17 protein-coding genes are annotated in these 20914 nt (G+C 70.2%); 8 read left to right on the top strand and 9 right to left on the bottom strand.

Going from position 1 to position 20914, the window contains the following annotated elements:
• Nucleotides 1–70 precede the first annotated feature (70 nt).
• Entirely contained in the window at nt 71–1906 is a 1836-nt protein-coding gene (locus ACFVGW_RS00605) for an APC family permease (protein ID WP_385850134.1), read from the bottom strand.
• A gap of 161 nt (nt 1907–2067) precedes the next feature.
• On the opposite strand from ACFVGW_RS00605, the gene ACFVGW_RS00610 reads away from it, so the two are divergent.
• Entirely contained in the window at nt 2068–2250 is a 183-nt protein-coding gene (locus tag ACFVGW_RS00610) for a hypothetical protein (protein WP_385850135.1), read from the top strand.
• A 245-nt stretch (nt 2251–2495) separates the two neighbouring features.
• Nucleotides 2496–4451, top strand: coding sequence for an amino acid transporter (locus ACFVGW_RS00615; RefSeq protein WP_385850136.1), 1956 nt, complete (start codon nt 2496–2498; stop codon nt 4449–4451).
• Between the two features lie 8 nt (nt 4452–4459).
• Here ACFVGW_RS00615 and ACFVGW_RS00620 read toward each other — a convergent pair whose 3' ends face one another.
• The 4 genes from ACFVGW_RS00620 to mhpD all read right to left on the bottom strand — a co-directional run bounded on the left by ACFVGW_RS00620 (nt 4460) and on the right by mhpD (nt 8123).
• Complete coding sequence (locus ACFVGW_RS00620; protein ID WP_385850137.1) at nt 4460–4900, bottom strand: tyrosine-type recombinase/integrase; 441 nt, start codon at nt 4898–4900, stop codon at nt 4460–4462.
• A gap of 387 nt (nt 4901–5287) precedes the next feature.
• A complete protein-coding gene (gene dmpG / locus ACFVGW_RS00625) occupies nt 5288–6319 on the bottom strand; it encodes a 4-hydroxy-2-oxovalerate aldolase (RefSeq protein ID WP_385850138.1) in 1032 nt (343 codons plus the stop codon).
• Nucleotides 6316–7266, bottom strand: a complete 951-nt coding sequence (locus ACFVGW_RS00630; protein ID WP_385850139.1) for an acetaldehyde dehydrogenase (acetylating) — start codon at nt 7264–7266, stop codon at nt 6316–6318. The genes dmpG and ACFVGW_RS00630 overlap by 4 nt, the downstream gene beginning before the upstream one ends.
• Nucleotides 7263–8123, bottom strand: a complete 861-nt coding sequence (gene mhpD / locus ACFVGW_RS00635; RefSeq protein ID WP_385850140.1) for a 2-keto-4-pentenoate hydratase — start codon at nt 8121–8123, stop codon at nt 7263–7265. The genes ACFVGW_RS00630 and mhpD overlap by 4 nt, the downstream gene beginning before the upstream one ends.
• Nucleotides 8124–8260: 137 nt before the next feature.
• Between mhpD and ACFVGW_RS00640 the strand changes: the two genes are divergently transcribed.
• On the top strand, nt 8261–9007 hold the full coding sequence (locus ACFVGW_RS00640) for an IclR family transcriptional regulator (protein WP_385850540.1): 747 nt from the start codon (nt 8261–8263) through the stop codon (nt 9005–9007).
• Between the two features lie 289 nt (nt 9008–9296).
• Nucleotides 9297–10424, top strand: a complete 1128-nt coding sequence (locus tag ACFVGW_RS00645) for an amidohydrolase family protein (protein WP_385850141.1) — start codon at nt 9297–9299, stop codon at nt 10422–10424.
• 93 nt (nt 10425–10517) lie between these two features.
• On the opposite strand, the gene ACFVGW_RS00650 is transcribed toward ACFVGW_RS00645, so the two are convergent.
• The 4 genes from ACFVGW_RS00650 to ACFVGW_RS00665 all read right to left on the bottom strand — a co-directional run bounded on the left by ACFVGW_RS00650 (nt 10518) and on the right by ACFVGW_RS00665 (nt 16380).
• Complete coding sequence (locus tag ACFVGW_RS00650) at nt 10518–12188, bottom strand: cation acetate symporter (protein ID WP_385850142.1); 1671 nt, start codon at nt 12186–12188, stop codon at nt 10518–10520.
• 715 nt (nt 12189–12903) lie between these two features.
• The gene (locus ACFVGW_RS00655) at nt 12904–13911 is read right to left on the bottom strand and encodes a VOC family protein (RefSeq protein WP_385850143.1); all 1008 of its coding nucleotides are present in this window, start codon (nt 13909–13911) and stop codon (nt 12904–12906) included.
• On the bottom strand, nt 13908–14771 hold the full coding sequence (locus ACFVGW_RS00660) for an alpha/beta fold hydrolase (protein WP_385850144.1): 864 nt from the start codon (nt 14769–14771) through the stop codon (nt 13908–13910). The genes ACFVGW_RS00655 and ACFVGW_RS00660 overlap by 4 nt, the downstream gene beginning before the upstream one ends.
• A 7-nt stretch (nt 14772–14778) precedes the next feature.
• A complete protein-coding gene (locus tag ACFVGW_RS00665) occupies nt 14779–16380 on the bottom strand; it encodes a bifunctional 3-(3-hydroxy-phenyl)propionate/3-hydroxycinnamic acid hydroxylase (protein WP_385850145.1) in 1602 nt (533 codons plus the stop codon).
• Between the two features lie 137 nt (nt 16381–16517).
• Between ACFVGW_RS00665 and ACFVGW_RS00670 the strand changes: the two genes are divergently transcribed.
• The 4 genes from ACFVGW_RS00670 (at nt 16518) to ACFVGW_RS00685 (ending at nt 20792) form a co-directional block, all read left to right on the top strand.
• Nucleotides 16518–17150, top strand: a complete 633-nt coding sequence (locus ACFVGW_RS00670) for a TetR/AcrR family transcriptional regulator (protein WP_385850146.1) — start codon at nt 16518–16520, stop codon at nt 17148–17150.
• Entirely contained in the window at nt 17147–17938 is a 792-nt protein-coding gene (locus ACFVGW_RS00675) for a 2-keto-4-pentenoate hydratase (protein WP_385850147.1), read from the top strand. The genes ACFVGW_RS00670 and ACFVGW_RS00675 overlap by 4 nt, the downstream gene beginning before the upstream one ends.
• A gap of 232 nt (nt 17939–18170) precedes the next feature.
• Nucleotides 18171–19220, top strand: coding sequence for an amidohydrolase family protein (locus tag ACFVGW_RS00680; RefSeq protein ID WP_385850148.1), 1050 nt, complete (start codon nt 18171–18173; stop codon nt 19218–19220).
• A gap of 12 nt (nt 19221–19232) precedes the next feature.
• A complete protein-coding gene (locus tag ACFVGW_RS00685; protein ID WP_385850149.1) occupies nt 19233–20792 on the top strand; it encodes an MFS transporter in 1560 nt (519 codons plus the stop codon).
• Nucleotides 20793–20914 lie beyond the last annotated feature (122 nt).

A 20914-nucleotide genomic window follows, 5' to 3' on the forward strand; every position in this document is an offset into this window, starting at 1 on the left:
GGCACCGGGCGGAGGGGACTTTGACGGATTCCTGACGTCGACCAGCGGAATCGGTCAGCGGCAGAAGGGATCAGCAACGGAAGCGGAGGCGGCAGACGACGGCGTTCGTGTCACGGCGGACTGCATGGGCGACGACCGCGCCCCGCTGGTTCTGCAGGGCTCGCTGCCACAGGTGCTCGGGTTCGGCCTCGACGAGGACGGTGACCCGGGTGCCCGGTTCGGTGGCCTCCAGGTCGCGTACGTACGCCGAGATGGGCCGGCCGAGCCAGCGGCGCTCGGAGGGGAGCCTGACGAGGGGCACGCCCGGGTTCCACAGGGCCCAGTCGCGCTCCAACGCCTCGGTGGCCTCGCGGTCCTCAGGGTCCGGGTGGCAGACCGTCACGGCCCTGACCTCGTCGCCGAGGGAGACGGCGGCGGTAAGAGCCTCGCTGGTCAGGCGGGTCAGGGAGGAGACCGGGACGAGGACGAGGGAGCGTTCGCGGTGCGGGGGTTCGGGGATCCTGCCGACGCCGAGGCGCTCGCCGATCCTCCCGTACGCCCGGTGCACGGCCTCGAAGGTGAGCACGAGGACCGGCAGGGCGATGACGATCAGCCAGGCCCCGTCGTGGAACTTGGTGGCGGTGACGACGACCGCGGAGACACCGGTGAGGACGGCGCCGAGACCGTTGAGCAGGGCCTTCGCGGCCCACTTGGGTCCGCGCTCCCGGTTCCAGTGCAGGACCATGCCGGTCTGGGCGATCGTGAAGCCGACGAAGACGCCGATCGCGAAGAGCGGGACGAGCGTGTTCGTGTCTCCGCCGGAGAAGACGAGCAGTCCGGCCGAGACGACGGCGAGCCAGATGACACCGTGGCGGTGGACCTGACGGTCGGCCTTCAGGCCGAAGACGTGCGGCAGGTAGTTGTCGCGGGCCAGGAGCTTCAGCAGGACGGGAAGCCCGCCGAACGAGGTGTTCGCGGAGAGGGCGAGCAGCACCATGGTCGCGAACTGGACGACGTAGAAGGCCCAGTTGTGGCCGAGCGAGGCGTCGGCGAGCTGCGCGAGGACGGTGACGCCCTCGACCGGCTGCAGCCCGAAGCGCGAGATCAGGACCGAGAGCCCGATCAGCATCACGCCGAGGAGCGCGCCGAGCGCGACCTCCGCGCGCATCGCCCGGCGGGCCGCGGGGGCGCGGAACGACGGCACGGCGTTGGCGATGGCCTCGACGCCGGTGAGGGCGGAGCAGCCGGAGGCGAACGCCTTGAGGAGGAGCAGCGCGCCGATGGTGGTGGCGTTGTCGGCGAGGACGGAGGCGTGGCCGGCGGACGCGGCCGTGGAGACGGGGGCGTCGCGGAACAGGCCGACGACGATCAGCACCAGGATCGCGCCGATGAAGACGGCGGTCGGGACGATGAACGCACGCGCCGAGTCGACGATGCCGCGCAGGTTCACGCCCGTGATCAGCACGAGGACCGCCAGGCAGATCCACAGCCGGTCGCCGTACAGCTCGGGGAAGGCCGAGGTCAGGGCGGCGACACCGGCTGTCACGGCGACCGCGACGTTCAGGACGTAGTCGAGGACGAGCGAGCCCGCCGCGACCAGGCTCGTACGACGGCCGAGGTGCGCCTTGGCGACCGCGTAGGAACCGCCGCCGTCGGGGAACGCGGCGATGACCTGTCGGTACGAGGCCACGAGGACGGCCAGCAGGCCCGCGATGGCCAGTGTGACGGGCAGGGTGAAGCCGAGCCCGTATCCGCCGGCTGCCGCGAGGACCAGGACGATGGCCTCGGGGCCGTACGCCACGGAGGCCATCGCGTCGAGCGAGAGCGCGGCAAGTCCGGTGACGGCTGTGAGCTTGTGGCGCGCTCCGGTATCCGGGGGGTCCTCGACGACGGGCGTGGCACCGTTCTCGGTGGTCAGAGCGGACATGCGGGTGGTCTCCTTCGTACTCAGGTCCGCTCAGGGTGTGCCCTGGTCAGCGCGCTCCCCATCGTTCCTGGCGGGTTCTTGGCGCCCGACGGCGCTCTCTTCACACCTTCTTGACGCGGGCACTCAGGAACCGTGGGCCCCTACGGGGCTACGGTCATGTCATGAGCCGAAACTTCGCGCGGACACCCACCGACAGCCGCATGCGACGCATGTCGCTGTCGCTCGCCGCCGCGGCTCTGGCCGTCTCCGTCCTCGGAGTCGCATACGACGCCCTGTGGCTGCTCGGCGTAGGAGCCTGGCTCCTCATCGCAGCCGTTCTGATCGAGCTCGTCTACCGCCCATGACCGCTCCATCGGTGCCCTGCCGTCAAGGTCGACGCGCTCCCTCGGAGGCAGGCGCCGACATCTCCCGGTCGCGCTGATCGCCCGCACCCTCGATCAGTCAGCCTCGGGGATGAGCCCGACCGGTGCATCTTGACGCTTTCCTGACGCGCCCGGCCTGATCGGTCGTTGACGCGTTGCTTACGCTGGCCCGGCCCGTCCGCACGACGGCGAATCCCCTCATCCAGCAGCAGCTCAGGAGTACTCCCATGGCCACCACACCGGACGCGCGCACCGGACGACTGCGCGCGTGGATGCTGGAGGGCCTCTCCGACATGGGGAAGGGCAAACCCTCCCGGCCCAAGGAGTCGGCGCCGGACGCCGGGCACAAGGGGCAGCGCTGGTGGCGGGTCATGTGCCTGACGGGCGTCGACTACTTCTCGACCCTCGGCTACCAGCCCGGCATCGCGGCCCTGGCCGCCGGCCTGCTCTCCCCCATCGCCACCATCGTCCTGGTGATCGTCACCCTGGCCGGCGCGCTCCCCGTGTATCGGAGGGTGGCGGAGGAGAGTCCGCGCGGTGAGGGCTCGATCGCGATGCTGTCGCGGCTGCTCTCCTTCTGGAAGGGCAAGCTGTTCGTCCTGACCCTCCTTGGCTTCGCCGCGACCGACTTCCTCATCACCATCACCCTGTCGGCGGCCGACGCCTCCACCCACCTGGTGGAGAACCCGCACCTGGAAGAGGCCCTGCACGACAAGCAGGTCCTGATCACCATGATCCTGATCGCGATGCTCGGCGCGGTGTTCCTCAAGGGGTTTCTGGAGGCCATCGGCGTCGCCGTCGTCCTCGTGGGCGTCTACCTCGCACTCAACGCGGTCGTCGTCGTGACCGGTCTGTGGCACGTCGTGACCGAGGGGCACGTGGTCACGGACTGGACCGCCGCCCTGACCCAGGAGCACGGCAACGTCTTCGCCATGATCGGCGTCGCCCTGATCGTCTTCCCCAAGCTCGCTCTGGGCCTGTCCGGCTTCGAGACGGGCGTGGCGGTCATGCCGCACGTCGAGGGTGATCCGGCCGACACGGAGGAGAAGCCCGCCGGGCGCATCCGGGGTACGAAGAAGCTGCTGACGACGGCCGCGCTCATCATGAGCGTCTTCCTGATCTGCACGAGCTTCATCACCACCGTCCTCATCCCGCACCAGGAGTTCGAGCCCGGCGGCAAGGCCAACGGGCGCGCCCTCGCCTACCTCGCGCACGAATACCTCGGCAACGCGTTCGGCACTGTCTACGACGTGTCGACCATCCTGATCCTGTGGTTCGCAGGCGCGTCTGCGATGGCGGGTCTGCTCAATCTGATGCCGCGCTACCTGCCCAAGTACGGAATGGCTCCCCACTGGGCCCGCGCCGTGCGCCCGATGGTCATCGTCTTCACCCTGGTCGCGTTCCTCGTGACGTGGATCTTCGACGCGGACGTCGACGCGCAGGGTGGTGCGTACGCGACGGGTGTCCTCGTCCTGATCTGCTCGGCCGCGATCGCGGTGACCATCGCCGCCCGCAAGGCCGGCCAGCGGGGCTGGACCATCGGCTTCGGCGTCATCTCCGCCGTCTTCCTGTACACCACGGTCGTCAACGTGATCGAGCGCCCCGACGGCGTGAAGATCGGTGCCTGCTTCATCGCCGGCATCATCCTCATCTCGCTCCTCTCCCGCCTCGGCCGGGCCTTCGAACTCCGCGTCACCCACGTCGAACTCGACGACATGGCGGAACGCTTCATCCAGGACATCTCCCGCCGCACCCCGCGCTTCATCGCCAACGAGCCCGACAACCGGGACGTCGCCGAGTACCGCGACAAGATCGAGCAGATCCGCGCCGACAACGACCTCCCCACCACCGAGGACTTCGTCTTCGTCGAGGTGACGGTCACGGATCCGTCCGAGTTCGAGGCGGGCCTGACGGTGCGGGGCGAGGTCCTGCACGACCGCTTCCGCGTCCTCGCCGTGGAATCCTCCTCCGTCCCCAACGCGCTGGCCGCCCTGCTCCTCCACTCCCGCGACATGACGGGCGTCCGCCCCCATGTCTACTTCGAGTGGACCGAGGGCAACCCCTTCGCCAACTTCCTCCGCTTCTTCCTCCTCGGCCAGGGCGAGGTCGCCCCCGTCACCCGCGAGGTCCTGCGCGAAGCGGAACCCGACCGTGACCGCCGCCCCCGCGTCCACGTCGGCTGACACCGGAGTCAGCCCGGAAGCCCTGGCGGAACCGGCGGGGCGTGGTGTGCGGCACGGTCAGGCGGTCCGGGCCTCGTGCCCGACGTCGCGGACGGCCGAACCCGTACGCGGCGCCCGGGCAGAATGCGGGCAGCCTTGGTGATGCTGCCCGGCATCAGGTGCCGGTAGGTCCGGTACGTCTCCTCGATGGGCTTGTGCCCCATCCACTCCGCCACGTCGGTCATCGGGATGCCGCTCCCGAGGGCGTTCGAGGCGAAGTAGTGCCGGAAGCCGTCCATGCCCACCCTCTCCTCCGGCGGGAGATCCGCGAAGAGCTTCCTCACCCGGCGCCGCTCCATGCCTTCGGTGACGTAGCCACCCGGCCCACGCAGCAGGTAGCCGCCCGTCGTGGTGCCGTGTTTCTCCTCGTACCGCTCGATCGCCTCCCGCACCGACCGCGGCAGCGGCACCTCCGGAAGTCCCCCATCTTGCGGTGCTTCAGCTTCGCCGGCCTCAGCGTGTTGGAATGAATCTGCTCCCGCACCCGGTACACGTCCTGCTCCACGACATTGTTGACGTTCACCGCCCGCGCCTCACCGTTCCGAAGGCCGCATCCCGCCATCATGACGATCTCCAATGCGAGATCCTCTTCGGCAACCGTCAGCGCCTTCGTCACGTAGGCCAGAGACGGAATGACGACCTGCGCGCGCACGTATTCCGACTCGCCGTTCCTGATGCGTCCCCTGGCTGTGGGTACTCCGACCGGCTTCGCCTCACACCCGCCGAGTCCGGCCCCTGGCGTTGGTGACGCCGTCTCCGCCGAACGGCCACAGCGCATCGGCGCCGGCCGCTGCCGGTCAGCCGGCGGAGTCGGCCGCTGCGAGGTCGAGGGCGATGTCCGTGATCATGTCCTCCTGGCCGCCGACCATCTTGCGCCGGCCGACCTCTACGAGGATCGCGCGGGTGTCGAGTCCGTGCCGGCGGGCGGCGGCCTCGGCGTGGCGCAGGAAGCTGGAGTACACGCCCGCGTAGCCGAGGGTGAGGGTCTCGCGATCGACGCGGACCTCGCGGTCCTGCAGGGGACGTACAACGTCGTCGGCAGCGTCCATCAGGGGGAACAGGTCGCAGCCGTGCTCCCAGCCCATCAGGTCGGCAACCGCGACGAACGCCTCCAGCGGGCAGTTCCCGGCTCCGGCGCCCTGGCCGGCGAGGGAGGCGTCGACGCGGGTGACGCCGTTCTCCACGGCGATGACCGAGTTGGCGACGCCCAGGCCGAGGTTGTGGTGGGCGTGAATGCCGATCCCGGTGTCCGGTTCGAGAACGTCGCGGTAGGCGCGGACGCGATCGCGGACGCCGTCCATGGTCAGGCGACCACCGGAGTCGGTGACGTAGACGCACCCCGCTCCGTAGGACTCCATCAGCTTGGCCTGGCGGGCCAGTTCGGCGGGTTCGGCCATGTGGGACATCATCAGGAACCCGGCCACGTCCATGCCCAGGTCGCGGGCGGCCGCGATGTGCTGGGCGGAGATGTCGGCCTCGGTGCAGTGGGTGGCGACGCGGACCGAGCGGATGCCGAGGGCGTGGGCCTGCCGCAGGTCGTGCAGGGTGCCGATGCCGGGCAGCAGCAGCGTGGTGGGCACCGCGTGGTGGACGCTGTCGCAGACCGCTTCGATCCACTCCCAGTCGGTGTGCGCGCCGACGCCGTAGGTGATGCTGGAGCCGGACAGGCCGTCGCCGTGGGCGATCTCGATCGCGGCGACCCCGGCGGCGTCCAGCGCGGCCGCGATGGTGCGGGCCTGGTCGACGGTGTAGCGGTGGCGCACGGCGTGCATGCCGTCCCGCAGGGTCACGTCCTGTACGTACAGGGCGGGGGGCTGATTCGCGGTCATCGGGAGACCACCTCCGTGAAGGGCTGCGCGGCGGCCATGCGCTCGGCGGTGCGCAGGGCGGCCGAAGTCATGATGTCGAGGTTCCCGGCATAGGCGGGCAGGTAGTGGGCGGCGCCCTCGACCTCCAGGAAGACCGAGACCTTCGCGGCGCCCGTGGACCGCGTGCCGGCGGGCAGCAGCGAGCGCAGGGGGTCGTCGTCGGCGACGCACTCGAACTGGACCTTCTGCTTGAGGCGGTATCCGGGCACGTACGCCTGGACCCGGGTGACCATCTCCTCCACCGAAGCGGTCACCGCGGCGTCGTCGCACTCGCCGACCAGGCAGTACACGGTGTCGCGCATGATCAGCGGGGGTTCGGCCGGGTTCAGGACGATGATCGCCTTGCCCCGGGCGGCGCCGCCCACCTTCTCGATGGCCGACGAGGTCGTCTCGGTGAACTCGTCGATGTTGGCCCGGGTGCCGGGACCGGCCGAACGGGAGGAGATCGAGGCGACGATCTCGCCGTAGTGGACGGGCGTCACGGCCGCGACGGAGGCCACGATCGGAATGGTGGCCTGGCCGCCGCAGGTGACCATGTTGACGTTCGGTGCGTCGAGGTGGTCGTCGCCGTTGACCGGCGGGACGACGTACGGGCCGAGCGCGGCGGGCGTGAGGTCCACGACCCTGCGTCCCAGCGAGCGCAGTACCTCGTCGTGGCGGCGGTGCGCACCGGCCGAGGTGGCGTCGAAGACGATCTCGACGTCCGCGAACTCGTCCAGCTTCACCAGGCCGTCGACGCCCTCGTGGGTGGTGGCGACCTTCAGGCGGCGGGCGCGGGCCAGGCCGTCGGAGTCGGGGTCGATCCCGACCATGGCGGCGATCTCCAGGGAGTCGGAGAGCCGCAGGATTTTGATCATCAGGTCGGTGCCGATGTTGCCCGACCCGATGACGGCGACCTTCGTGCTCATGCCGCTGCTCCTTCCGTGGCAGCGGACGCGAACGCGGCCGTGACCGTGCCGAGTCCTTCGATGTGCGCGGTGAACTCGTCGCCCTCGGCGGCGACGGCCATCGGGCCGAGCGCACCGGTCAGGACGATGTCGCCGGCCCGCAGCGGGTCGCCGAGCCCGGCGAGGGTGGAGGCGAGCCAGAGGGCGGCGGTGAGGGGACTCCCCAGGCAGTCGGCTCCAGTGCCCTCGGAGACCGTCTCGCCGTTCTTGGCGAGGGTCATCGCCACGGCCCGCAGGTCGACGCGGTCCAGGGGGACGGGGGTGCCGCCCAGGACGTACAGGCCGCAGGAGGCGTTGTCGGCGACGGAGTCGACGATGGTGATGTCCCAGTCGGCGATGCGGCTGTCGACGATCTCCAGTGCGGGCAGCGCGAACGCCGTGGCGCGCAGCAGGTCGGCGAGGGTCGGGTCACGATGCGGCAGATCCGTGCCCAGCACCAGGGCGACCTCGGCTTCGACCTTCGGCTGGAGGAGTCGGCCGGGGGCGATCGGGCGTCCCTCGGGCACCGCCATGTCGGCGAACAACGCGCCGAAGTCCGGCCGGTCCACGCCGAGCTGCCGCTGCACGGCGGGCGAGGTCAGGCCGATCTTGCGGCCCACCAGCCGCCGCCCGGCGGCGATCCCGCGTTCCACGTGCAGGCGCTGCACGGCGTACGCGGCTTCGACGTCCGCCTCGGTCAGGAGCGAGCGCACCGGGGCGCAGGGGACGCCGGTGCGGGCGGCCTTCTCCAGGACAGCGGCGGCCTGGTTCACGGCGTCGGTGGGCTGGAGAGGGCTCACGGTCGCCTCCGGCGGGGACGACTGCAGCGGTGCGGACATGCGGGTACCTCCGGGCGGAGAGTGGCGAGGGTGTCGGAGAGGCGGCGGGGCCGTCCGTCGATCCACGACAGGTATAGGCGTACGGTTCGAGCAGCGGCAAAATACGTTCCATGACACGGAACAGCACGCAGGGGAACATGCTCGACAAGGCGGCTGCCGTCCTCGACTGCTTCCGTCCGGACGGCGGTACGTTCCGTCTCACGGAAATCACCGCCCGTACGGGACTGACCAAGACGACCGCGTTCCGCCTCTGCGCCGACCTGGTGCGCCTCGGCCTGCTCGAACGCACCGGAGAGGCCTACCGGCTCGGCGGCAAGCTCTTCGAGCTGGGCTCGCTGGTGCCACGCCGGCTCGACCTGCGGGAGGCCGCGCTGCCGTACCTCCAGGACCTCTTCGAGGCAACCCACGAGACCGTGCACCTCGGCATTCGGGAAGGGCACGATGTGGTCTACGTCGAGCGGATCCACGGCCACCAGACCCTGACGCTGCCCTCCCGCATCGGGGGGCGTCTTCCCCTGACCTGCACGGGCGTCGGCAAGGCGCTGCTGGCCTTCTCCGGATCCGAACTGGCGGACGAGGTGCTGGCCGGGCCCCTGCCCCGTCTCACCCCGCACTCGGTCACCGATCCGGCACGGCTGCGTACCGCCCTGGAGCAGATCCAGGTCTCCGGTCTCGCATACGAGGAGCAGGAGGCCGCCCTCGGCGTCAACTGCATCGCCTCGCCCGTCTTCGACGGGGCGACGGCGGTGGCCGCCCTGTCCGTCGCCGTGCCGCGTGGCCGGTTCCACCCCGCCCAACTGGCGCCCGCCGTACGGACAGCCGCTCTGGGCCTGTCCCGCGTGCTGCGCTCGGGCCGCGGATCGGTGGACAGCACCTCTTCCTGAGCCGGCACCGGACGCCCGGCCCGTGGGCAGCGGGCGCACCCGGCAGGCTCTCACCTCCGCAGATCCCCCTGCCGCGATCCTTGACGCCCACTCCCGCCCCTCTTACCGTAGCGGTCATTCCAGTCACTGTAGTGAACACTACAAGAAGCCGGTGCGGTCACCGCCGCTGCGCCGGTCACCTGTGGCTGCCCGGTGTCCGCGTCGATCCTCCAGCGGACGCACCTTCCCCCCATCCCCGCTTCGGTGAGGTGTTTTCATGGCTGCTCCAGGACAAGCCGACTCATACGGCATGAGACGGCGCGGACTGCTCAAGGCGGCGTTGCCGCTGTCTGCCACCGCGACAGCCCTCGGCGCTTGGCCGGCGACCGCGAGCGGCAGCGCCCCCTCCGGCGCTCCGGTACGCCGCGGCAGAGACCGCATCGACGTGCACTGTCATCTGATTCCGGACTTCTACCGCCGGGACCTGGCGGCGCACGGCATCACCGAGATCGGAGGCGTGCCGGTCCCCGCGTGGAGCCCGGACCTCGCGGTGAACTTCATGAACCGCTACGGCATCCAGACCCAGGTGGTCTCCGTCTCCGAGCCGGGCGTCACCTACCTGTCCTCCATGGCGGACCGGGTGGCGATGGCACAGCGTCTGAACACCTACACGAGCCGGGACCTGGTCCACACGACGTCCGCGCGCCTGAAGGGCCGATTCGGCGGATTCGCCGTCCTGCCCCTGGGCGACACCGTCGACGAGCAGGACGTCTCCCACGCCGTCACCGAGGCACGGCGGGCGGTGCGGGACCTGAAGTTGGACGGCGTGGGCATCTTCAGCAGCTACGGCGGAAAGTACCTGGGCGATCCCGTGTTCGCCCCGCTGATGAAGGCGCTCGACGACCTGGGCGCCATGGTGTTCATCCACCCCTCGACCCCGCAAAGCTACCCGGACCTCGGATTGCCGCCGTTCTTGTACGAGTTCACGTTCGACACCACCCGCGCACTGGTCAACATGCTCTACAAGGGCGTCTACCAGCGGTACCCGCGCATCCGGTGGCTGGCCGCGCACGCCGGCGGCACCCTGCCGTACATCTCCTACCGCACCAGCCTGCTGACTCTGACCCCGGCGATCGCGCAGCAGGTGGGGGCCGCCGGCTTGGACGACAGCAGCCCGCACTTCCGCAAGATCTTCTACGACACCGCCCTGTCTCCAGCACCCCAGGCGATGAAATCCGTGCGCGAGCTGGCCGGAACGGAGCGCGTTCTCTTCGCCACCGACTGGCCGTTCACCAGCGCTCTGTTCCTCGCGGCAGGAGACCCCGCCCCACAGCTGAACGAGACCTTCTCGCCTGCTGAGCGACTGGCTGTCGAGCGCTCCAACGCGCTGGCCCAGTTCCCCGCACTGGCCGCCAGGATCGGGGCCAAGCCGGCCTGAGCCGGGCGCGGCAACGGTGAGCCCGTTCTGTTGCCGTAAGCGAGTGCGCGGCGTGTGCCGCGGCCCGGCCTGGCTGCCGGGCCGCGGCACACGTCATTGCTCTCGCACTCCGACGAGAACCCGTTCGCGCCAGCGGAGGTCCGCCCCGGGTTCTTCCACCGGCCGTCCACGCCGTCCGACGGCGCTGCCCACCCACCCGAGCAGGAATCCCGCGGGAATGGCCATCACGGCGGTCGACTGCATACCGATGAGGTGGAAGTCGTGTCCCGACAGCAGCGAGGTGGGCGCGCCCGAGAAGGAGAGGGAGCAGACGTACAGGGCGGTCGTGCAGAAAATACCGCCGTACACGGTCCACAGCAGCCCGGTCCGGTTGTACCGGCTCCAGAACAGTCCGTACAGACAGGCGGGCAGGACCGTGGAGGCGGCGAGAGCGAGTGCCAGATAGGTCAGGGACTGAAGGTCCCGTCCCTGGGCCATCGCCGCCAGGAAGATGCCGATCCCGCCCACGGCTCCTACGGCCCATCTGGCCGATCGGAATTCCCGACGCTCGGACATGCGTCCCGCGCGTGCCACGTGCGCGTGCAGGTCGTGCGCCAGGGCGGCCGCGGCGCTCAGGACGATACCGGCGACCACCGCCAGTACGGTGACGAAGACGGAGCAGGCGACAGCGGTGTACAGCACGCTGCCCGCAAGTCCCGAGCTACCGCCTCCCAGCTCCCCGGCCAGGAGGAAGAGGGCCGTCTGGCCGCTGCTGTCGACGGCACGGATCTTCTGGCCTCCTACGATGCCGGCGGCACCGAGGCCCGCGATGACGACGCAGAGGAAGAAGACGGCCATGATGGCGATGGCGTAGCGGGTCGCTCGGCGGGCGGTGGCGCCGTCGGCGGCCGAGTTGATTCTCATCAGGACGTGCGGCATGCACGCGCCGCCCAGGACGACGGACAGTTGGAGGCTCAGGAAGTCGAGGCGGCCGACCGCGCTGTCCCCCAGGGCGTGACCGGGTTCGAAGTAGCGGTCGTGAAGCCCGCTCCCCCGCTCGGCCGCGGTCAGCAGGGCGCCCGGGTCGAAGTCGTGGTGCCGCAGGACCAGAAGGGCGAGGAGCACCATGGTGGTGAACACCACGGCCACCTTGACGATCTGGACGAGGCTCGTCCCTCTCATGCCGCCGAGCACCGCGTAGCAGATCATCAGCGCTCCGACGAAGACGGTGCAGACTTGTTCGGCCCCCAGGCTGGTCAGTCCGAGCAGCAGCGCCGTGGCGCTGCCGGCTCCGGCCAGTTGAAGGACGAGAAAGGGCAGGCAGACGGCCAAGGTGGCCGTGGCGGCGGCGATACGGGACGACGAACCCGGCGAACGCAGCGCGAAGATGTCGCCCAGGGTGTAACGGCCGGCATTGCGCAGCGGACCGGCGAGGAGCAGGAACACCCCGACGGCCAGGCAGCTGCTGACCGCCAAGGAGATGCCGTCGTATCCGACCACGGCCACCAAGCCGGACACGCCCAGGAGCGTGGCGGCCGATATGTAGTCCCCGGTGAGCGCCAGCGCGTTCTGCACCGGCGTCAGTGACCGGTTGCCGGTGTAGAAGTCGGCCGCGGTGTCGTCCTCGGGGCCGGCCAGAACGCACAGCAGCAGGGACAGGACGATGAACGCCAGGAAGCCGATCAGCACCATCGTCCGGTCGTCGGAGCCGCCCGAGACCGACGTGAGCCCCGCGGCGAGCGACAGCTCGGTCATCTCCGCCTCCCCTGCGACGAGTTCGGCCATTCGGACGTGGTCCCTGCCGGGCCCGGCTGGGGCGGTGACGGGTGCAGGAGCTCGGCAGGATGTCGCATCAGGTCGACGAGCGGATCGGCTCGGCGGCTGAGCGTGCGGTCGTACCACCATGAGGACAGCAGCAGAACGGCCAGCTGCAGAGTGCCGAAGACGATGCCCAGAGGCATCCTGCTGGCCGGGCGGGTGGCGAACAGCTCGCCGAGTGTGCCGGACAGCGCTACGGAGACCAGAAAGGCGGCGCCATTGACCGCCAGGAACCGCCGACGCGCTTCGAAAAGTGTGCGAGGCACTTCCTGCAGAGCGCTCGCGGCAGCCTCGTGGGACCGGTCGTATGGTGGGGGCCCGCTGTCGGGCCTGGGAGGCGGAACGGACATGGGTCGGGGTCCTCTCGCGAGGTGGATGGTCACTCACCGGGGCCCGGCATCACGGTTCCCGGCGTCCCGTGACGGGAAGCACGACGGGCGGTGTGCCGAACGGACCGAGCAGTGCGGGACGGCGACGGGCAGGCATGGGGAACCGCGGACGTCCGGGATTGCCGGACCCGCAGGATTTCGCCCGTGATCGGGCCGTGAGGCCGGGTGCCTGTGGGAGCCCCAGTGCGAGGGATGTGCGACCGGGCGAGAGGGCCGGCGGCGGTGTTCCGCCGCGCTGCCGGGGATCGAGCGAGTGCGGTCACCCCGCCGGGCGGCGGGGTGACCGTGCCGGTTCAGTCGTCGGGGATGCCGGCGCCGCTGAGGGCGGGGACGGTCCTCTCCGGCCGGGCGAGGGAACGGGCGCCGAGCCGGAACTGGTCGAGCTTGTCGACGATCGTCTGGCCGACGGGTTTGTGGCCCCAGATGCTGATGCCCTGGTGGGTGGAGGGCTCCCAGGTGCTCTCGTCGATGACGACGGGGTTCCAGCCGACCTCCCACTCGAAGCCCGAGGGAGTGCGGGCGTAGTAGGAGAGTTCCTTGTCGTTGGTGTGCTGGCCCACCGACAGGGCCATGTCGAAGCCGAGTTCGTGTACGCGCTCGTAGCTCTGGGCCAGGTCGTCCAGGCTGTCGGCCTGGATGTTGAGGTGCTGGACGCGGGTGCGGATCGGGTCGATCGGCAGGCCGCGGAGGGCGGCGATCGCGATGGAGTGATGGCGTTCGTTGACGCGCAGGAAGCGGATCTTGAGCTTGACGCCGCTGATCGTCTCGTCGATGTAGTCGGTCAGGCGGGCGTCGAAGACCGTGTTGTAGTAGCCGCGCATCAGGGTGGGCTTGGCGGAGGTGATCGCGACATGTCCCATCCCCGCGTCGCCGGTGACCCAGCCGGAGGCGACCATCCGCAGCGGCTCGGACGAGATGAGCGGAGTGGTGTAGATCTCCTGCACGATGCCCTTGGGCCCGGGGAAACGCAGCAGGCGTTCCACGCCGCGCAGGGCCGCCTCCTCGTCGGAGCCCCGCACGACAGGAACCCCGTGGGCTCGGATGCGGGCCTCGATCTGCTCGAAGGAGGCGTGGTCGTCGATGTGCCAGCCGATCGCCACCACGTCCTCGGCGGGACCACGCCGGATCACGAAGCGGCACTCCTGGTCGTCGAGGCGGAAGCGCATCACGTCACGGGAGATGTCGTCGTGGTGCATGCCGATGGCGTCGGTGCCGAACCGGCGCCAGTCGGCGAAGCGGTGGGACTCGACGACGACGTAGCCGAGGTGGACGGAGCCGAAGACCGAGGGCGCGGTGTTCATCGGCGGCCCGCCAGGAAGTCGGCGCAGAGCCGGTTGAACAGCTCGGCACGCTCCCACTGCACCCAATGCCCCGTGTTGGCGACCTCGTACAGATCACAGTTGGGCATGCGCTCGGCCAGCATCCGGCCACCCGACGGCCGGTTGACCTTGTCCGCGGCGCCCCACAGCACCAGGGTGGGCACAGCCAGCCGGCTCAGGCGCTTGTCGCGGGTGAAGTCCATCTTCCACAGCGCGCCGAGCGACTTCGGACGCCTGAGCGGCGGGGCGGCGACGACCTCGGGGTCGATGCTGTCCCGGTAGCGCGCGTCGATGATCGAGTCGGGCACGTGGGCGGCGTTGAAGACCAGGTAGTCGCGGATGAACTTCTCCAGCTTCGGCCGCGAGGGCCCGTCCCCCGTGTAGTAGTTCAGCAGGCTGTTCAGGCCGGGCGTGGGCAGCGCACGGGTGGTACCGATGCCGCCGGGGCCCATGAGCACCATGCGGTCGACCCGCTGGGGGGTGTCGAGGGCGAGACGCAGGGCGCAGGCTCCACCGTAGGAGTTGCCGACGAAGTGGGCCTTCTTCAGGCCGAGCTGGTCGAGCACGCCGCGGATGCCGGTGGCCAGGGCGCCGAAGGGGTCGGCGGGGTCGATGCCCTTGCTGCTGCGGCCGTAGCCGGGGAGGTCGGGCACGATGACCCGGAACTCCTGGGACAGTTCCACGATGTTGCGGCTGTAGTTGGAGACCCCGGAAGCTCCGGGGCCCCCACCGTGCAGCAGCAGGACGGGAGCTCCCCGCCCCGTCTCGGCGACGAAGATCTTCTTGCCGTCGACGTCGAGCAGGTGCTCCTGCATCGCGGGGACTTCGGTGGGTGTGGTCATGATGTCCTCACTGAGCGGTGGTCGTGGCCGGCCGTGACGCGGGGGCGAATCCGGCCGGAGGCGGCGGGAGCGGGGCACCGACGGGGGCGGCGGCGTAGACGTAGGCGTCGGGGCGCAGGGCCACTGTGGTGACACCGTGCTCGGTCAGCCAGGGGAGCAGGACGCCGTCGCTGTCGACGACCGCGCCGTCGGCCGGGCGCGAGCCCACCGGCAGAACTGCCAGCGACTCGACGCCGAGGCGCTCCCACGCGGGCTGCGAGGTGGGCCGGCCGAGAGACAGCAGCAGCCAGCGGCCGCCGAGCGCGTCGTCCAGCCGTACGCGTTCGCCGTCGGGACCGGTCACCCAGGGCTGCGGAATCTGGTGCCCGGTCGCCTTGGTGCGCGGGCCGGCCTGCAGGCCGGCGTCGTAGCGGGCCACGGGAATCCAGTTCGAGTCCTGCAGCCAGTCGCCGAAGCCGGGTATGCGGTCCAGGGCCCGCAGGGCATCGTTGCGGACGCGAGCGACCGGGCGCCGACGTTCAGTGATCATGCGGCCGACGAACACCGCTCGCTTGGTGACCTCCCTGACGTGCGGTTTGCGTTCGGTCTCGTAGCTGTCGAGGACGCTTTCGGGCAGTTCACCGTGAAGGACGGAGTTCAGCTTCCAGCAGAGGTTGGCCACGTCCCGCACGCCGGCGGCCATGCCCTGGCCGATCCACGGCGGCATGGCGTGCGCGGCGTCGCCGGCGAGGAACACCCGGCCGACGCGGAAGCGCGAGGCGAACCGGACGTGGTGGCTGTAGACGGTGGCGCGCAGAACCTTGATGCTGTCGCGGCCGATCCCGTACCGGGAGATCAACCGGTACACGGCGTCTTCGGTGACCAGCTGCTTCTCGTCGTCTCCGGGCAGGAGGGGGAACTCGTAGCGGTGGTGGTCCAGTGGGGTCGGACAGTCGACGGCCGGGCGGGCCGGGTCGCAGTGGAAGCGCAACTTGTCGTGGTCGGGCCAGGGCTTGAGCATCTTGGTGTCGATGACGATCCAGCGGTCCTCGTACGTCCGCCCTTCGTACCCGATGTTGAGCTGCGCGCGGGTCAGGCTGGAGCCGCCGTCGGCCGCGATCACGTAGGAGGCGCGCAGCCGGTGGACCGAGTCGTCGGCCGTGCCGACCACGGTCAGCTCCACCCCGTCGGCGTCCTGGCGCAGGCGCAGGCACTCGTGGCGCAGCAGGATCTTCACGTTCGGGTAGCGGTCGACGCCGTCACGCAGGACCTGCTCGAGGGCCGGCTGGTAGATGAACATCTGCGGCGGGTGGCCGTGGCCGCGTGATGTGGGGGAGGCGCTGAGGAACGTACGGCCGTCGGCGTCGACGAAGTCCACCGGCCGCTCCGTCAGCATGTCCTGCTTGAGGCGCTCGGCCAGGCCGATCCGCTGCCAGATGCGGACGACCTCCTCGTCGGTGGAGATGGCTCGGGCGCGCGTGAAGATCTCGGCGTCCCGTTCCAGGACGACGACGCGGAGCCCCATCGCGCCCAGCAGGTTGGCCGCGGTCACGCCCGTGGGCCCGTACCCGATCACCGCCACGTCGTAGGCGCTGTCCTCGGCCTCTGCTCCGGCCGCGGTCTCGCTCATCAGGCCACCTCACTGTCGATCATGCTGCACGATTCTTACCGTAGTGTTCACTCCAATTGGAACGAGTGCTACGGTAGGCTCATCGCTGGATAGGGTCAAGCAGCCGGCGAGAAGCGCACACCAGAGGGGCACCTGCCATGACAAAGCCGCAGACGACCCGCAAGAAGCGCGCGAACGGAGTGGAGTCGCGGCAACGCATCCTCGACGCCGCCGTCGAGATCGCGGGCGAGCGGGGATACGAAGGCACGTCGATCGCGGCCGTCAGCACCAAGTGCGGACTGCCTGCCAGCTCGATCTACTGGCATTTCAAGGACAAGGACGACTTGATCGCCGCAGTCATCGAGCGCAGCTTCGAAACGTGGCTCGCCGCCGTAGAGCTTCCGAGCGAAGAGACGGGAACCCCGCTGGAACGGGTCACCGCCATGGCGGGAAACGTGGGCAAGTCGCTGATCGACGCCCCCGACTTCCTCCGTCTCGGTCTGATGCTCGCGCTCGAACGGCGTCCAGCCGAACCCCGCGGCCGGACAGTCTTCCTCCAGGTCCGCGACATCGCGCGCGCGAAGATCGCCGACATGGCCCAGGCACTCGTCCCGGACCTCGACGAGGACTCCGTGCACACCCTGACGACCTACGCCGTCGCGGGCGCCGACGGGCTCTTCGTCCAGCGGGAGATCAACGGTGACGACGTCGACCTCGTGGCGATGTTCGAACTGCACGCCCAGCTGGTCTACGAGGCGGCGACGCGCCTGGCGGCGAGGAGCAGGACATGAGGCCGGCGGCCACCCGGCGACGTATGGAGGCCGCCCGACTTCTCCGCGAGGCCGAGCGCCGCACGGCCCCGGTCGAACCGCTCACCACGAGGTGGCCCGCGCTCGATCTCGCCGATGCCTACGCAGTCCAGCAGGACAACATCTCCCACCGCCTGGCCACCGGCTCGACGGTGATCGGCCACAAGGTCGGTCTCACCTCGGCCTCGATGCGAAACCTGCTCGGCGTGCACGAGCCGGACTTCGGGCATCTGCTGGACGACATGGTCCACCGCGACGGCGGGACGGTACGCGCCGCCCGATACTGTGCCCCACGCGTCGAACCCGAGATCTGTTTCCGCCTCGCCCGGCCGCTGCACGGCCCTGGCATAACCCTCAGTGACGTACTGGCCGCGACCGATGCGGTCGCGCCGGCACTGGAGATCGTCGACAGCCGCATCCGCGACTGGCGGATCACCCTGGCCGACTCCGCCGCGGACAACGCCAGCTCCGCGGGACTCGTCTGCGGCTCCTGGACGCCGATGGCGTACGCACCCGACCTCGCGGCGGTGAACGTGGACCTGCTCGTCGACGGAAGCCGCGTGGCAACCGGCAGCAGCAATGAGGTCATGGGACACCCGGCCGCCGCGGTCGCCTGGCTGGCCAACGCTCTCACCGCCTACGGCAAGGGGCTGGACCCCGGGCACGTGATCCTTCCCGGCGCCATCACCACAGCCCCCTTCATCAGCGCCGGCCAGAAGGCAGAGGCCCGTTTCGGAGCCCTCGGCTCCGTGTCGGTGTCCTTCATCTGACGAGGGCCCGCCCCCTCTGATACGTCGCGAACCACACCGGCGACTCTGTGCCCATCCGCGCTACCCCAGATCTCTCCTTCCGGGCTCCCAAAGGCCCTGGCGCCACCGCCGAACCGGGCTTCTTCGCCTCCCCGGACACCGATGCCCATGGCGCCGGCCGGGTCGGCAGTGCACGGTCGCCGGCCGGAAGAACTCCCCGCCATAACCCGTAGAACGCATGAAAGGCCCCTTCATGTCCCCTTCGGCACAGCGCATCGACGTCCACCAGCATGTGGTGCCCGACTTCTACCGCGACGAGCTCGCCGAGGCCGGCATCGCCGACGCCGGCGGCCGCGCCCTGCCCGCCTGGAACCCCCAGTCCGCCCTGCAACTGATGGACCTGCTCGGCACCACCACGTCGATCCTCTCCGTCTCCACTCCCGGCACCGGCTTCCTCACCGCACCCGCCGAGGCCGCCGACCTGGCCCGACGCCTCAACGACCACTCCGCGGCCCTGGTCTCCGACCACCCCGGCCGCTTCGGCTTCTTCGCCACCCTCCCCATGCCCGACGCCGACGCCTCGGCCACCGAGGCCGCGCGCGCACTGGACGAGCTGGGCGCCGACGGCGTGACCCTGCTCGCCAACAGCCGTGGCACCTACCTCGGCGTGGACGGCCAGGACGCGCTGTGGCGGACGCTGGACGACCGAGGCGCGGTGGTCTTCATACACCCGGCCGAGCTGCCCGCTCCCGCGGTCGACGGCATTCCCGCCTTCGCCGCCGACTTCCTGCTGGACACCACCCGCGCCACCTATCTTCTGGTCCGCAACGGCTTCCCGCGCCGCTACCCGAACATCCGGTTCATCCTCAGCCACGCCGGCGGCTTCGTGCCGTACTCCTCACACCGCATGGCTCTGACCATCGCCAACGACACCGCACGCAGCCCGCTCGACGTACTGGACGACTTTCGCTCCTTCTACTTCGACACCGCCCTGTCCTCCAGCCCTGCCGCCCTGCCCACCCTGCTCGCCTTCGCCCGCCCCGGACACGTCCTCTTCGGCAGCGACTGGCCCTTCGCCCCCACTCCCGCCGGGCAGTACTTCGCGGGCGGCCTCGACGGCAACGTCGACGCGGCCACGCTCAAGGCCGTCAACCGCACCAACGCCGAAGCGCTCTTCCCCCGCCTGGCCGCCACTCCCCCGACGCCGCCCCGGGTCCTGCCGGCCCCGGTGCGCCTGCGCCACGCGGCGCAGCGCACCGCCGCGCGCCTGGTCTTCAAACTGCTCCAGCCCGGCACCGACTGAGACGAGTTCCTCATGTCCACCAGCCCCCACCGCACCTCCGACAACCAGCCCGAAGACCGGCAGGACGCCATCGCGACCGGCCGGGCCGGCCACAATGGCGTCCTCTTCGCCATGTGCCTGTCCCTGGTCCTCGTCGTCGCCTCCGTCTCCGCGCTCAACCTCGCCCTGCCCGACCTCGCCATCGACCTGTCGGCCACCAACGCCTCACTGACCTGGATCGCCGACGGCTACACCGTCGCCCTGGCCGCTCTCGTCCTGCCGCTCGGTGCCATCGGCGACCGCATCGGGCGCCGCAACGTCCTCGTCGCGGGCACCGTCGTCTTCGGCATCGCCTCCCTGGCCGCCTCCTTCGCCGACTCCACCACCACGCTCATCGTCTGGCGAGTCGTCATGGGCCTGGGCGCCGCGATGATCATGCCGGGCACCCTGTCCACGATCACCGCCGCCTTCCCTCCCGAGCAGCGCGTCAAGGGCGTTGCCACCTGGTCAGGATTCGCGGCCGCCGGAGCCATCATCGGCATGCTCGCCGCAGGGGCCCTGCTGGAGTGGTTCTCCTGGCGGTCGATCTTCATCACCAGCGCCGCGACCGCCCTCGTGGCCGCCGTCACCGCCCTCCTCCTGTCGCCCGACACCAAGGACGAGCACCCCTCCCCACCCGACGTTCCCGGGGCCGTCTGCACCGCTGTCGGCATCGGCACCCTCGTCTTCGCCATCATCGAAGGCAACGAGCAGGGCTGGACGGAGCCCGTCGTGATCGCCGCCCTCATGGTCACGGTCCTGACCTTCACCGCGTACGCCTGGCTCGGCCTGCGGCGTGAGCACCCCCTGCTCGATCCCGCCCTGTTCGGCATCCGCGGCTTCCGGGCCGGCGCGATCGTCGTCCTTGTACAGTTCATGGCCGTCTTCGGGTTCTTCTTCGTCGGCCTTCAGTACCTGCAGCTCATCCTCGGCTACAGCCCGCTCAAGGCCGCCGCGGCCCTCGTACCCGTCGCGGTCGTCGTCCTGCCCACCTCCCAGGCCACCCCTCACCTGGTGCGACGGGTCGGGATGAAGGCCACCATGACCGTCGGGCTGCTCCTGCTGAGCGCCGGCCTGTTCGTCATCTCCCGGCTCGACGTCGGCTCCGGTTACCTGCCGTTCCTCGGCGGACTCGTCCTGGCGGGCTTCGGCATCGGCCTGTCCGGGGCCGTGGGCACCTCTGCCATCACCGGCTCGCTCGGCCGCGGCCAGCAGGGAGTCGCCTCCGCGATGAACGACACCACCCGCGAGGTCGGCTCGGCCGTCGGCATCGCCCTCATGGGCTCGATCTACGGCAGCCACTACCGCTCGAACCTGCCCGACTCACTCGACCAGCTCCCCTCCGAAGCCGCCGAGGCCGCACGCGACTCCGCCGCGGCGGGCCTGCACGTCGCCGATCAGCTCGGTGCCCGGGGCGCGGCCCTGGCGGACGGCGTCAAGTCCGCCTTCATGGACGGCCTGTCCGCCTCGCTCGTCGCCGTCGGCGTCATCGTTCTCGCCGCAGCCGTCGGGTGCCTGCTCCGCGCGCCGAAGACACCACCGACGTCGGACTGAAGTGCTGGCGACCAGACGTCCCGCGGACCTCTGGTCGCACAGGGCCTTCGGCTCCGAACGGCGCCGCAAGCTGCAGCAAGGGCGCACCTCAGCCGCTCTCGTTCACCCCGATGGCACTGTCC

This window comes from Streptomyces sp. NPDC127129 (assembly GCF_042671585.1).
Taxonomy (GTDB): Bacteria; Actinomycetota; Actinomycetes; order Streptomycetales; family Streptomycetaceae; genus Streptomyces.

What these genes read in the sequence shown, in the direction of transcription:
- dmpG (WP_385850138.1), bottom strand. Translation starts at nt 6,319, where the DNA reads ATGACCGCGAATCAGCCCCCCGCCCTGTACGTACAGGACGTGACCCTG.
- ACFVGW_RS00650 (WP_385850142.1), bottom strand. Translation starts at nt 12,188, where the DNA reads ATGGCCGAACTCGTCGCAGGGGAGGCGGAGATGACCGAGCTGTCGCTC.
- ACFVGW_RS00660 (WP_385850144.1), bottom strand. Translation starts at nt 14,771, where the DNA reads ATGACCACACCCACCGAAGTCCCCGCGATGCAGGAGCACCTGCTCGAC.
- ACFVGW_RS00665 (WP_385850145.1), bottom strand. Translation starts at nt 16,380, where the DNA reads ATGAGCGAGACCGCGGCCGGAGCAGAGGCCGAGGACAGCGCCTACGAC.
- ACFVGW_RS00630 (WP_385850139.1), bottom strand. Translation starts at nt 7,266, where the DNA reads ATGAGCACGAAGGTCGCCGTCATCGGGTCGGGCAACATCGGCACCGAC.
- ACFVGW_RS00615 (WP_385850136.1), top strand. Translation starts at nt 2,496, where the DNA reads ATGGCCACCACACCGGACGCGCGCACCGGACGACTGCGCGCGTGGATG.
- ACFVGW_RS00675 (WP_385850147.1), top strand. Translation starts at nt 17,147, where the DNA reads ATGAGGCCGGCGGCCACCCGGCGACGTATGGAGGCCGCCCGACTTCTC.
- ACFVGW_RS00610 (WP_385850135.1), top strand. Translation starts at nt 2,068, where the DNA reads ATGAGCCGAAACTTCGCGCGGACACCCACCGACAGCCGCATGCGACGC.
- ACFVGW_RS00685 (WP_385850149.1), top strand. Translation starts at nt 19,233, where the DNA reads ATGTCCACCAGCCCCCACCGCACCTCCGACAACCAGCCCGAAGACCGG.
- ACFVGW_RS00655 (WP_385850143.1), bottom strand. Translation starts at nt 13,911, where the DNA reads ATGAACACCGCGCCCTCGGTCTTCGGCTCCGTCCACCTCGGCTACGTC.
- mhpD (WP_385850140.1), bottom strand. Translation starts at nt 8,123, where the DNA reads ATGTCCGCACCGCTGCAGTCGTCCCCGCCGGAGGCGACCGTGAGCCCT.
- ACFVGW_RS00670 (WP_385850146.1), top strand. Translation starts at nt 16,518, where the DNA reads ATGACAAAGCCGCAGACGACCCGCAAGAAGCGCGCGAACGGAGTGGAG.
- ACFVGW_RS00645 (WP_385850141.1), top strand. Translation starts at nt 9,297, where the DNA reads ATGAGACGGCGCGGACTGCTCAAGGCGGCGTTGCCGCTGTCTGCCACC.
- ACFVGW_RS00680 (WP_385850148.1), top strand. Translation starts at nt 18,171, where the DNA reads ATGTCCCCTTCGGCACAGCGCATCGACGTCCACCAGCATGTGGTGCCC.
- ACFVGW_RS00640 (WP_385850540.1), top strand. Translation starts at nt 8,261, where the DNA reads ATGCTCGACAAGGCGGCTGCCGTCCTCGACTGCTTCCGTCCGGACGGC.
- ACFVGW_RS00605 (WP_385850134.1), bottom strand. Translation starts at nt 1,906, where the DNA reads ATGTCCGCTCTGACCACCGAGAACGGTGCCACGCCCGTCGTCGAGGAC.